Consider the following 12,165-nt stretch of genomic DNA (forward strand, 5'->3'; position numbering starts at 1 on the left):
CAGGCAATGCGCCCTCAGAGGCTATGGGAGGACATATGGATACGAGGCCTGAAAATCCGCCACGCGCCATTGCGGGATTGTCCGCGTACCTGTCGCAGGGGCTTATCGGTCACGCGCATCTGGTGGACTCTCTTTTGATCGCGCTGCTGGAAGGTGGCCATCTTCTTGTAGAAGGTCCGCCCGGGCTGGCGAAGACACGGGCGGTCAAATGGCTGTCAAACGCTGTCGAGGGCGGCTTTGCCCGTATTCAATGCACACCTGACCTGATGCCCTCTGATCTGACCGGAACACCAGTTTACCAGCCTCAGGAAGGCCGCTTTGAATTTGTTCCGGGGCCGGTGTTTCACACGCTGGTGCTGGTTGACGAGATCAACCGCGCGCCGCCAAAGGTGCAGTCCGCCTTGCTGGAGGCCATGGCAGAACATCAGGTTACGGTTGGCAATGAAACATACGCCCTGCCGGATCCCTTTCTGGTCGTGGCGACCCAGAACCCCATTGAACATGATGGAACCTTTCCCTTGCCCGAGGCGCAGTTGGACAGGTTTCTGCTGCATGTCGTACTGACATTGCCGGATCTGGAAACGGAACGTGAGATCCTTGATCTGGTCATCGCCGAAACCCGGAATGGGCCTCCGGACGCGCAGCGGATGACGCTTGAGGAACTGAAGATTGCCCGTACCGAAGCCCAGTCGGTTCACGTCGCGCCAGAATTGAGGGACTATATCGTACGGCTTGTGCTTGCGACCCGTGAAGGTCCGTTTTCCGAATATATTGAACACGCAGTCTCGCCGCGTGGGTCATTGGCCCTGGCCTCGGCATCGCGCGCGCGCGCTTATCTGCGGGGCCGGGATTTCGCCCTGCCTGAAGATGTCGCCGCTGTTGCGCCCGATGCGCTGGCCCACCGCATGGTGCTGACCTGGAGAGCCGTTGCAGATGGGAAAAAGCCGCGCGAGTTGGTGGCCGAAATTCTGAATGCGGTCGAGCCGCTGTGACGGGGGTGCTGGCACATGCGGGGGTTCGCCTGACGACCGAGGCCTTGATTGCATTGCGGCATATCGCATTGACCGACCGTGGCAACCCGACAATGACGGCCCTGCCCGGAGGATTTCTGACCCGAAAGCGCGGGCAGGGCGTCGAGGTTGCAGATGTGCGCGAATATGTGGACGGGGATGACATTCGTCATTTGGATCGCGGAACAACCGCCCGCACGGGGCGTATGCATATCCGGCAGTTTCAGGAGGAACAGGACCGCGTCGCCCTGTTGGTTGCGGATTTTCGTGCACCGATGTTCTGGGGCATCCAGCGGGCGTTTCTGTCAGTCGCTGCCGCCGAAGCCTTGACCCTGATCGGGTGGTTCATGGTTGAAAGCGGCGGGCGTGTTGGTCTTTTGGCGCTTACCGCCGGCGCACCCGTCATCGTACCGTTGAGAGGGAAAACGCGCGGAATGCTGGACGTGATCGGTGGCCTGGTTCAGGCTCATGCGCGCAGTCTGACCGCGCTGCAAAAAGGTGAGGATGAAAGCTGGACGCTGGAACAGGCACTTGCCGGCGTTGAGCGCCTGACGCCGACGGGAGCCGAGATTATCATCGCGTCTGGCTTCGATCAGCAGGGAGAGGGCTTTTCGGACGTGCTGGACCGGCTCGATCATCGCCGCACCCCCAGACTGCTTCTTGTGACCGAAAGCAAAGCGCATGAGATGCCAAGAGGCTGGTATCCGATCCGCCTTTCAGATGGGCGGCAAAAGCGGGTCTATCTGGCCCGGGCAGAGCCTGCCGGTGAACTTGCGTTTCAGCGGGTGGCAGCACATCCCGCGCTTGTCCTGAATGCCAGTGACCCGGTCGAACAAACCTCTCGTCGCATTTCGTCGGTTTTCGCGGCAAGATATGTGGCATGAGTGAGAAAGCACTCTCTGAAGCCACGATGCTGGCCAGCCTGCGGGATATCCATTTGCCCGCCGAGGCCGCAGGCGGGGCGGTTGCGGAATACGCGGCTGTTCTTGGTATCGCGGCGCTGGCCTCGGTCGGCTGTGTCGCCATCTTGCGGTTGCTGAGCGTCAGGACCGCGGCAAACAGGCGGCCGGATCCACCTGATAAATCTGCTGAACAACCGGGGTGGTCCGTGGATCGCCGCAGGGTGGCTCTTTTGCACAAACTGCGCGCTCAGAATCCGAAGCGTTATGCAGAGTTGACGGGTGATCTTTATCAACCCGGCGGCGAACCGGATCTGGCGACCCTGCAAGAGGAGGTCGCGGGTCGTGTTTGAGCTTGCTGACCCTTGGATCTTGCTGGCGCTGCCATTGCCTCTTGTCATCACACGTTTGGTCAAGCCGCGGCCGGTTTTCGAGCGGGGGTTCCCAGTTCCGGACCGCATAGGCGGAATGCTTATGGCGGCCAGCCCACAGGCTCAGGCCAGGACCCGGACTTTGGCGGACCTCCTGACTTTGTGGATCATTTGGGGGCTCATGATTTTTGCACTGTCCGGTCCGCGCCAACTGCAACCCGTCAGCGCCTTGAAAGTGTCCGGACGGGACCTTGCGATTGTTCTGGATCTTTCGGGATCGATGGTGCGGGAGGACTTTTATCTCGATGGGCACCAGATCACCCGTTTGCAGGCGGTGACCCGCGTTGGATCCGAGTTCGCCCGACGCCGCGCCGGCGACCGGGTGGCCTTGATTGTTTTCGGATCCGAAGCCTATTTCGCCACGCCTTTCACTTTCGATACAGAGGCTGTCGCGCGACGGATCCAAGAGGCCACGATCGGTATCTCGGGCCGTGCGACAAACATATCCGATGGTCTGGGCCTTGCTTTGAAGCGCCTGGCCAACAGCCAGGCGGCGTCGCGGGTCGTCATTCTGTTGTCGGATGGGGTGAACAACGCGGGCGCCACGAATCCCGGTGGCGTGGCCGAACTGGCGGCCGAGATCGGGGTGCGGGTCCATACGATTGCTCTGGGCCCGAAAGACCTGCAAAGCGCCGAACCTGGTGAGCGCGGCGTCGTCGATGCGACAACCCTGCGCGCCATTGCCGAAATTTCCGGCGGCGAAGCGTTTCGCGTCAAAACCACCGATGATCTTGTCGACGTGACTCAAGCCTTGGATCGGCTGGAAGCGACGGACAGCGCGGGCCTTACGGCCGAGGTCTACCGATCATTTTGGACCTGGCCCGCAGCAATGGCGGCCGCGCTTGCCCTGTTGGCGGCGTGGAGGCAAGCGTGATGATTGAACTGGATGTCACTCTGCTCAGACCGGCCTGGGGGCTTTTGTTGCCTGTCATCTGCGGGGCAGGGTGGTGGTTGCTTTCCCGTGCCGGAGGGTTCGGAGCCTGGGACAAGATCACCGACCCGCAGCTTGTCCAGGCGATGGCCGCGATCGGCCGGATCGAAGGCGGCTCCTTCCCGGTTAAACCAGCCGCCTTGCTGCTGACCACCGGCATCATCGCAACTGCCTTGACCGGCCCTGCAATCGAACGGCGCGACGCGCAGACCTATCGCAATCTGGATGGCGTATTGTTCGTTGTGGATGCATCAGACAGCGTGGTGGAAGACGACCGCTGGCCGCAACTGCTGAGCATGGGGCGTTTGGGTGTCAGTGCGCTTGGGTCCCGCCCCGGCGGCATCATCGTTTACGCGGGTGATGCCTATGTCGCCACGGATATGACCACCGATCACCGCCAATTGGGACAAACGCTGTCGCTCATCGATGGTCAGACCGTTCCGGACAAGGGATCGCGACCCGAACGCGCGCTGGCTTTGGCGTTGCAGCGGATGGAAGGGGCGGGCATCCTGGCCGGGGACGTCGTCCTGTTCACTGACGGGGACGGGCTGGGATCACCCTCATTGCAGCGGGTCGCATTGCTTGCCGCACGAGGGGTGCGCGTGTCCTTGGTGTCGCTTCACCCCACGACTGCGCAAATCCAAACCCACGCCGCGCTCGGCGGTGGCGCTGTCTTCACTTTGGACCAGTCAGATGATCTGGCCAATTGGCTGGCAGATGATGCCGCAACCCGCTTGATACGGGCGGACTATCCGGTGCTGTTCTGGCATGATCTGGGGCGGTACTTGCTGTATTTCGCGTTGCTCCCCCTGCTGTTTTTGTTCTGGAGGGAAGGGGCATGAGGTGGTTCGCGATTGCAGGTGTCACTTGCATTGCCTTTGCCTTTGCGCTGGGCGGCGCTGCCCCCTTTGGCCGCGTCGCATTGGCAATCGGTCTGTATCCAATGGCTGCAAAGCTGTTTTCCGACCCTGACTGGCAAGGTGTTGCCTTCTACCGCGCGGGCGTTTTTGACAAAGCGGCCAGTGCTTTCGAGCGCGCCGGGAACCATTACAACCTCGGCAATGCTTACGCCCGGACCGGCCAATTGGCCGCCGCGCTGGAAGCCTATGATCAGGCCATGGCCAGGGGAAACCTGGATGCTCAGGCGAATTTCGATGTGCTGGCCGCCTATTACGCAGGGCAGCAGATCACCCCAGAGGCGTTGAGCCTTTTCCCCGAACGCAAATCCGGCCCCAAGGCCGACAGTTTTGTCGCGCGCGGGAATGCGCGGGCGGCGGGAACCGGCAGTGAGGTCACGAACGCGAACACGATGCTGGGACTGGCGGAATTGGACAGTCGCGGGCAACTGGGCGTGCGCCGCATCTTTGATGACAAGTTCATGGTTGCCGATCTGCGCTGGCTCAATCAGCTTTCCGATGTTCCGGGTGAGTTCATGGCGGCCCGGATCGCACACGAACACAAACGCCGGGCAAAGCTTGGTCTTTCGCCTCCAGAAGCGGAGAACCCGGAATGAAGTGGCTGTTTCTGCTTCTTATTGCATTTCCGATGCAGGTTTTGGCGCAGTCGAAAACAGTGCTGCCGTCCGAGGCGTTGATCGAAGTTACCATCGAAGACAATGCCCCGGTTCCGTTCACCCAAGAGATGGTGCTGTTGACGATCCGGGGTGTCTATCGTCGGCACATCACGCGCGAAGAGCTGATCCAACCCCGCTTGGATGGGTTCAGCTGGGCGCAACTGGGCCCGGACAGCTGGTCGGAACAAAGGATCAATGGCCGGAAATACAAAGTGTTCACCCGACGGATGGCGATCTATCCTGTCCAGGCAGGCAAGCTTACAATTGGTCCGTTTGTGCACAGGTTGACCCTGACAGACGAAAATGACGACTGGTTCGAACACGAGATTCAATCAGAGCCGCTGACCATTCAGGTGGCGCAAGCCCCGGCCACCAAGGAGTGGTGGTTTCCGGTTCGCAAATTGCAGATTTCGGATCAGTGGTCGAATGCGCCGGATCAACTTGCGCCGGGTGAGGGGGTCTTGCGCGTCATTCGATTGGAAGCCCTGGGCGCGACGCCCGAGATGATCCCGCCCATGCCCGAGTTGACCTCGCCTTCGGCCCTGATCTTCGCGCATCCTGAGAAGCGGCTTGTCGAACTGACCCCGGAAGGGCCGGTCACCCATGCGTTCTGGCGCTGGACCATACGCCCCTCGAACGACACGTCCGGCATCGTTGAACCCTTGCAATTCAGTTACTTTGATACCGTGGCCCGCGAAACCCGAGAGGTCGTCATCTCACCACAACGCATTGCCTATGGCACGGCCATCGAAAACGCAGGCCTTGGCGGCGCAGAGGCAGATGCGCCACCAGCAACGCTGTTGGGTTGGCCAATGGCCGCAATCGCCATTGTCGTTTTTCTGGCCGGTTTGGGGTTGGGGCTGTCCGGTCACAAACTGGCCGTTTCAAGGGCACTGCGTCGCTTTGGGGTTTTTGACCCGTTGGCCCGGGAATTGCGACGCAGTGCCAGGGCTGGTCGCGCAGACAGGCTGCGGCAAGCGGCTTCTGCCATCCTGCGCCGTGACGGCCCTTCATCCAGTCGACTCAAACACATGCAAGACTTTGACAGGCAGTTTTTTGATCCCAATGCTGCGGCGCCCGATTTGAAGGCGTTTGCCAGGGTCTTCCTCAGGAACCAAACCGGCTGAGTCATCAAGCATTTGTTATCTATGGTATCTTTCGCATGTCTCAAAATGAAACAGTTGAACTGATCGGGAAATGCTGTAACTTTCCTGTCGGAGGAGAAGCAATGCACATTGCGGGATGCCCTAAACCGGTGGACCAGGTGTCCAGCGTGCTTATCGTGGATGATCATCCGCTGTTCAGCGATGCGTTGGCCGCGGCATTGCAGCTGAGTTTCGAGAACTGCCGAATTGAAAAAGCCAACACGCTGAAGCAGACACTTGAAATACTTGGCGCAGGCTTCAAGCCCGATCTGATCATGTTCGATCTGAAATTGCCTGACGTAACGGGTATCTCGGGTTTTCAGCAGCTACGGCAGCGCTGTCCGAATGCGCCGGTTCTGGTGATATCGTCCCTGGCATCCGGAGAGCTGGTAAGATCTTTGCTGGACCACGGTGCGATGGGATTTCTGCCGAAAGATACGCCGGCGCAAACCCTGAAACACGCCATTCAGGAGATCACCTCTGGGCGGAGATACGTGCCCACCGAATACAACCGCGTCGAAGAGCTGAAGCCATCCGAAAGCACCGTCTACCAGTCCAGCCCCGAGCTTTCATCCTTGACGCCGCAGCAGGTCAAAATTCTCAAGCTTATCTGCGTGGGCCAATCCAACAAACAGATTGCCTATGAGCTGTCATTGGCAGAGGCGACGGTCAAGGCGCATATCACCGCTTTGCTGCGCCGCCTTGGGGTGCGCAACCGGACCCAGGCCGCTGTTCTGGTCGACTCGGTTGTCGCCAGACAGTCGCGACACGAACCGGAGGTCAAATCCTTTCTTCAACACTAGGGGGACACATGCGGGATCTGGAGCATGAACCAAATTTCATTGCGATTGGCCGTTCCGATGATTTGGACCCGACGACCGCCGTTGAAGAAGCCTGCGCGGAAATCGATAGTCTGTCGTCCTGCTTTGTCCTGGCCTTTGTCCCCAGCACTCTTGACCCGGCAGAGGTGTCACGTTGCCTGAACAGAAGACTTGCGGGTGTTCCAGTCTTTGGCTGCACCACCGCAGGTCAAATCACGCGATCGGGTTATGAATCGCATGCGCTTTTGCTGTTGGCCTTTCCAAAGTCCAACTTTCGGTGTTCGTCCATTTTGTTCGAGTCGCTCAGGCCGCTCAATTCAATGGAGATCGCTGCCGCAGCGCAGCGACTGGCCGAAAGATTCCGCCACACGGCGGGGTGGAACAGGCTGGCGCTGGTGTTTACGGATGGATTGTCCAAGCAGGAAGACTTGCTGGTTTCAACGCTGGAAACCGTTCTGGATGGATTGCCGATATTCGGCGGCTCTGCCGGGGATGGCCTTCAATATGAAGAGACGTTCGTTTTTCACGGTGGCAGTGCGCACAACAATGCTGCCGTCCTGTTGCTGATTGAAACCAACCTTGGTTTTCAGGGTATCGGTTTTGATCATTTCCTGCCCATCGGGTCAGAGATCATCATCACCGACGCCAACCCGGAAGAACGCGTGGTGTATGAGATCAACGGGGCGCCGGCAGCGAAGGAATATGCACGACTGGTCGGGTGCGCGGCCGAAGATCTTTCGCCACTGGTATTCGCGGAAAACCCGCTGCTTCTCAGGCAGAACCTCAATTACTATGTGCGTGCCATTCGTGAACCGATGGAGGGGGGATCCCTGTCTTTTCTAGCGGCGATCGATGACGGCCTTATCATGACACTGGGGCGCGGGAAGGAGATCATTGAAACGCTCGAAGCTGGACTGAATGTGCGCGACAACACCGGCGCGGCCCCGGATTTCATTCTTGGATTCGACTGTATTCTGCGGAAACTCGAAATCGAACAGAAGCAGTTGAGCAAACAGGTTTCGGATGTTTTGCAATCCCACCGGGTGGTTGGCTTCAACACCTACGGAGAACAGCAATCCGGCGTACACATGAACCAGACCTTTGTAGGGGTCGCTTTCTTTGAACCCGAAAAGCGGGAACTGAGCTGACCATGCTTAATCCGGACGACCCGCCAGAGATCCAGATATCCAAACAGGCCAAGATCATTGATGCGCTGATGCGGCGCGCCAACCGTCAGAAAGATGTAGGCCCGTCCGCCTTTCTGGCGTTTCAATCGGCGATAGAGTTGCAGCAGCAGGTGATGAAGCAGAGTCGCGATCTGGAACGCGCGACCACCGAACTTGAAAGCGCCAGGTACGAACGCGAACAAACCCGCAAGAGCCTCGTCAAGGCCCTGTCTTCCATGGAAGAAGGGTTTGCGCTGTTCACGGATGGTGAATTGAATCTGTGTAACGAGCTGTTTCAGGCGATCTTCCCTGATATGTCCGATATTGTCGGGCCCGGCCTCAGCCTGGGTCGGTTTTTTCTGTTGGTACAGAACAGTCCCGAATTCGTATCGTCCGACAATGGCATATCGAAAATGCTGGATACGCTTGAGCGCAATTGCCATACCGGGATGGTGTCCAGCGACGTGATCGAACTGATTGGGGATCGTTGGTATCAACTCAGCGCACAATACACGTCGCCTCAGAATGTGGTCATTCTGTTGACCGATATCACATCCGTTGTTCGCAGAAACCGTGATGAGAAAGAAACCCTTATTGACCGTCAGGAGGACTACCTTAAGGCGGTTTTCCAAAACATGAGCTCAGGCGTTTGCACGTTTTCATCAGATACGAAGATCATGATGCACAATGCGCGGTTCCGGGAAATACTGAACCTGCCGCTTTCCGTCTTGCAGGCAAATATGCCAGTGCAAACGCTTTTGGATTTGATGCGGGCGCGTGGGTTGATCAAGGCCGATGATGAACTCAGGATCGGCAAATGGCAACACGAGCTGAAAAGCCGAGGCTGGTTGCGCAAACGTGTGCGCGACGGATCAGACCGCGTATTGGACATTCAGGTCAACCAACTGCCGGATGGTGGTTTTCTGGTCGAGCTGAAAGACGTAACGTTCGAAGCACGCGCGACCGAAACCCTGGAAAACCGGGTAATGGAACGCACGGCAGAGTTGACCCATGCCAACGCCAAGCTGGTTCAGGAATACGAAGAAAAAGCGCGGGTGGAAGAGGCGCTGCGGATCGCAAAGGAACGCGCCGAAGCTGCGGTTTCTTCCAAGACGCGATTTCTTGCGGCCGCCAGCCACGACCTGCTTCAACCGATCAATGCCGCGAAACTCATGATCTCGACCCTGCTGGAGATCACGCGTGAAACCGAGCTTCATGAGATGATGGAGCGTTTGGACGGTGCGTTTGGATCTGCTGAACAACTGTTGCACTCATTGCTGGATATATCGCGGCTTGAAACCGCTGACCCGGACACGGTCTCACCGACAGAAGTTAGCCTCGCTACGATGATTGCAGGGATACAGGGCGACCAAACGCTGGTGGCCGAGAGCAAGAATGTGACGCTTGATGTGGTTCCGTGTTCGGAAATCGTGAAATCCGACCCGGTCTATCTGTTGCGCTCGATCCAGAATTTGGTCGTGAATGCCATACAGTATACCGAACCGGGTGGTCGGGTTCTGGTGGGGTGCCGCAGGCGCGGCGACAAGGTCATTTTGCAGGTCTGGGATACGGGTATCGGGATCGCACGCAAAGACCAGGAGCGCGTGTTCGAGGAATTCACGCGGGCCGAAAACGTGCCATTGGGGTCCGGCATGGGGCTGGGTTTGTCCGTCGTGGACCGCGCCTGCCGGCTGTTGGGTCATAAGCTGTCGCTGCGGTCCAAACCTGGCATTGGTTCAGTGTTCAGCATAGAAATGGACAGGGTCGAAACCGGGCCAAGCACCATCGAACCCTTGGATCTTCTGGCCAATACGGGCGACGTGCCGTTGGATTTCATCATTCTGGTGATTGAAAACGACCGTGACGTTCTTTTTGGAACAACGCAGTGGCTGGAACAGAACGGCGCCAGTGTTCTGCCGGCCCGGTCACCGAAAGAAGCGCTGCAATTCATAAAAGACATAGGAATGCCCCCGGATATCATTCTGGCCGACTATCAATTGGATGATGGGGAAACTGGCGTGATGGCCATTCACCGGATCCGAGAGATGACGCAGACTCAAGTTCCGGCGATTCTGATCACGGCTGATCGCAGCGAAGCGTTGCGCAAAGACGGATTGCGGCATGAAATTTCGGTTATGGCGAAACCGGTCAAGCTGCCTCGGCTGCGGTCTTTGATCTTTTGGAAAATACAGAATGCCCTGCACGCGCAAACGCTCAACACCGACAAAAGTCGGCGATGACATGGGGCGATTTGCCCATACTCTCATCCTTGGGAGGGCCAGGTCATGAGAAGGCTTATTTGCGGCATCGCCGTTTTGTTTCTGAGTTTGAATGCCGTATCCGCGGCATCGGTTGATGCCGAGCAAGCCTATGATTTGCTGTTCCAAAATGGCGTTCTGGACACAATCGAACGTGACAAGGAATTGATCTATCAGCGTACCGTCACAAACCGGATAAGACCCGATGCGGCGGAACGTGATACCGGTCTTATCTCTCTCAGTTTTTCGGATGACGGGAACGAGATGGCCCATCTTGAATTTCGCCAAGATGACAAACACCGCGCCATGGGTGTTTTTCCGGCCAGCGTCGGCAATCCGATGATCATGGTTTTCTATGAAAGCGCCATCCGGGATATGGCCGAGTCCGCCGGAGGCAGCCCGTTTTACATCAGAAACCGTATCAAAGATGCGCTGGTTCAACCTGCCGAGATCGTCGAGGGCGAGGCGGCGATTGGTGGCAAAACTATCCCCGTTCGGACCATTTTCATGCGTCCTTTCGCCGAGGATCCGAACCGCGACCGGATGCAAGGGTTCGGAGACCTGGTTCTTCGCGTCACGGTGTCGGAAGAGGTCCCGGGCTGGTATCTGAGCCTTGTGGCGGAAGCTGTTTCCGAACGTGACGGCACGGCCGTTTATCGATCGGAAATGCGGTTTGAAGGAATGCAGGAGGGTCGCGAATGAAAACGTCAGGCCAAATTCGGGAACGCAGCCGCATGACCTTTACAGCCCTGGTCGCGGGCATTCTGGCAGCGCCCATTGCAGCGTCAGCACAAAGCGTTGCGGATCGGCTCAATGACTACCCGACCGCGGCGCGCGCGGATTACGTGTTTGCATGCATGGTCACCAACGGTCAAACCCGCGAGATGCTGGACAGGTGTTCCTGCTCGATCGATTTGATCGCTTCGATCCTGCCGTATGAGCAATATGAACAGGCGGAAACTGTTCTGTCGATGCGTCGGGTCGGGGGAGAGCGTATGGCGTTTTTCAAAAGCGCGGTACTGGCCGAAAACATGGTGGCTGACCTGCGCCGGGCGCAGGCAGAAGCCGAGGTTGTCTGTTTCCGATAAACGCAGGCTCGTCCGTCAGCTGGCCGCAGCTTTGGGTAGGTCTTTTTCGAACGTGTTGCCCTCGGTATCCGTTGCCTTGACCGTCAACATGGTCGAGCCGTTGTCATTGTAGGCAAAACGGAAAGCCGGGTTTTCCGAGATCGAGATGCCGCCATCCATCGTGAACAGCAACTCATCCCCCTGCCAGACTTCGATATGGTCGATGAAATGCGCGGGGATGAACAGTTGCGTGACCTGGTCGCGTTGCAGGCCGGAATAGTTCGGGTGGCGGATCATGATTTGAGCTTCTCGGCGTGATGTTGAAATCTGCGCCTCTTCCCCAAAGCTGCGCAGCTTCATCTTGCCCATGGACGCCAATGCGACCTCTGGGTCTTTGCTGGCCGGTGCCGAACAGCCGCCCGATGCTTTGATAAACCGGCCCGTCATATGAAGCCCGTCAGGCGTTTCAGCGATCACGCGGACATTCGAATATTGGTTCACGCGAACGCGCATCTCGAAATCCAACTGACCCATGGCCGGTGAAAAGCTGAAGACGCCTGCGATCGGGGCCGGGTTTTCGTCGATCACGACGGTAGCAGCGGAAATCCGGGCATCGGGATCAAGCTGTTTCAAAACGATCGGCACCGTTGCGGCATCATGCGCCCGGTAAGGGGCGTCCAGCGCAAGCAGCGTGTCCGCGTTCCCGATCTGGGCGTCGCCCACGACATCGTATTGCAGGTCCTTCCAGGTTTCGCTGTCGACCAGCGGATTTTTGATCGGCTGCTGTGCCCATGCCGGCAGGGACAGCGCAAGAGAAAGGATTGCTGCGGGTGCTAGTGCTTTGGCCATGGTGTCTCCTCCGGC

General features: G+C 58.1%; 13 protein-coding genes. 12 read left to right on the top strand and 1 reads right to left on the bottom strand.

Annotation, left to right across the window (positions count from 1 at the left end; translation table 11 throughout):
* Positions 1-35: 35 nt before the first annotated feature.
* From GOW31_RS11405 to GOW31_RS11460, 12 genes are all read left to right on the top strand, one after another.
* Entirely contained in the window at positions 36-992 is a 957-nt protein-coding gene (locus GOW31_RS11405) for a MoxR family ATPase (RefSeq protein WP_171170130.1), read from the top strand.
* A complete protein-coding gene (locus GOW31_RS11410; RefSeq protein ID WP_371813749.1) occupies positions 989-1,894 on the top strand; it encodes a DUF58 domain-containing protein in 906 nt (301 codons plus the stop codon). The genes GOW31_RS11405 and GOW31_RS11410 overlap by 4 nt, the downstream gene beginning before the upstream one ends.
* Positions 1,891-2,262 carry a hypothetical protein gene (locus tag GOW31_RS11415; protein WP_171118282.1) on the top strand — a complete coding sequence of 124 codons (372 nt, stop codon included), beginning with the start codon at positions 1,891-1,893 and terminating at the stop codon, positions 2,260-2,262. Before GOW31_RS11410 ends, GOW31_RS11415 begins: the two co-directional genes overlap by 4 nt.
* A complete protein-coding gene (locus GOW31_RS11420) occupies positions 2,255-3,214 on the top strand; it encodes a VWA domain-containing protein (protein ID WP_171170131.1) in 960 nt (319 codons plus the stop codon). Before GOW31_RS11415 ends, GOW31_RS11420 begins: the two co-directional genes overlap by 8 nt.
* The gene (locus GOW31_RS11425; protein ID WP_171170132.1) at positions 3,214-4,113 is read left to right on the top strand and encodes a VWA domain-containing protein; all 900 of its coding nucleotides are present in this window, start codon (positions 3,214-3,216) and stop codon (positions 4,111-4,113) included. Before GOW31_RS11420 ends, GOW31_RS11425 begins: the two co-directional genes overlap by 1 nt.
* The gene (locus GOW31_RS11430) at positions 4,110-4,784 is read left to right on the top strand and encodes a tetratricopeptide repeat protein (protein WP_171170133.1); all 675 of its coding nucleotides are present in this window, start codon (positions 4,110-4,112) and stop codon (positions 4,782-4,784) included. Before GOW31_RS11425 ends, GOW31_RS11430 begins: the two co-directional genes overlap by 4 nt.
* Positions 4,781-5,971, top strand: coding sequence for a BatD family protein (locus tag GOW31_RS11435; RefSeq protein WP_171170135.1), 1,191 nt, complete (start codon positions 4,781-4,783; stop codon positions 5,969-5,971). Before GOW31_RS11430 ends, GOW31_RS11435 begins: the two co-directional genes overlap by 4 nt.
* Before the next feature lie 101 nt (positions 5,972-6,072).
* Positions 6,073-6,792 carry a response regulator transcription factor gene (locus tag GOW31_RS11440; protein WP_171118293.1) on the top strand — a complete coding sequence of 240 codons (720 nt, stop codon included), beginning with the start codon at positions 6,073-6,075 and terminating at the stop codon, positions 6,790-6,792.
* Positions 6,793-6,800: 8 nt separating this feature from the next.
* Positions 6,801-7,958, top strand: a complete 1,158-nt coding sequence (locus GOW31_RS11445) for an FIST N-terminal domain-containing protein (protein WP_171170137.1) — start codon at positions 6,801-6,803, stop codon at positions 7,956-7,958.
* Positions 7,959-7,960: 2 nt separating this feature from the next.
* Positions 7,961-10,216 (top strand): PAS-domain containing protein, encoded by a 2,256-nt coding sequence (locus GOW31_RS11450; RefSeq protein WP_171170140.1) that lies wholly within the window; start codon positions 7,961-7,963, stop codon positions 10,214-10,216.
* A 45-nt stretch (positions 10,217-10,261) separates the two neighbouring features.
* Positions 10,262-10,936 carry a hypothetical protein gene (locus tag GOW31_RS11455; RefSeq protein WP_171170142.1) on the top strand — a complete coding sequence of 225 codons (675 nt, stop codon included), beginning with the start codon at positions 10,262-10,264 and terminating at the stop codon, positions 10,934-10,936.
* A gap of 32 nt (positions 10,937-10,968) precedes the next feature.
* Positions 10,969-11,322, top strand: coding sequence for a hypothetical protein (locus GOW31_RS11460; RefSeq protein ID WP_171170302.1), 354 nt, complete (start codon positions 10,969-10,971; stop codon positions 11,320-11,322).
* A 15-nt stretch (positions 11,323-11,337) separates the two neighbouring features.
* Here GOW31_RS11460 and GOW31_RS11465 read toward each other — a convergent pair whose 3' ends face one another.
* On the bottom strand, positions 11,338-12,150 hold the full coding sequence (locus tag GOW31_RS11465; protein ID WP_171170145.1) for a quinoprotein dehydrogenase-associated SoxYZ-like carrier: 813 nt from the start codon (positions 12,148-12,150) through the stop codon (positions 11,338-11,340).
* Between the last annotated feature and the right edge of the window lie 15 nt (positions 12,151-12,165).

Origin of the sequence: Ruegeria sp. HKCCA0370, assembly GCF_013033705.1 — a bacterium.
In the GTDB taxonomy this organism is placed as follows: Bacteria; Pseudomonadota; Alphaproteobacteria; order Rhodobacterales; family Rhodobacteraceae; genus Ruegeria.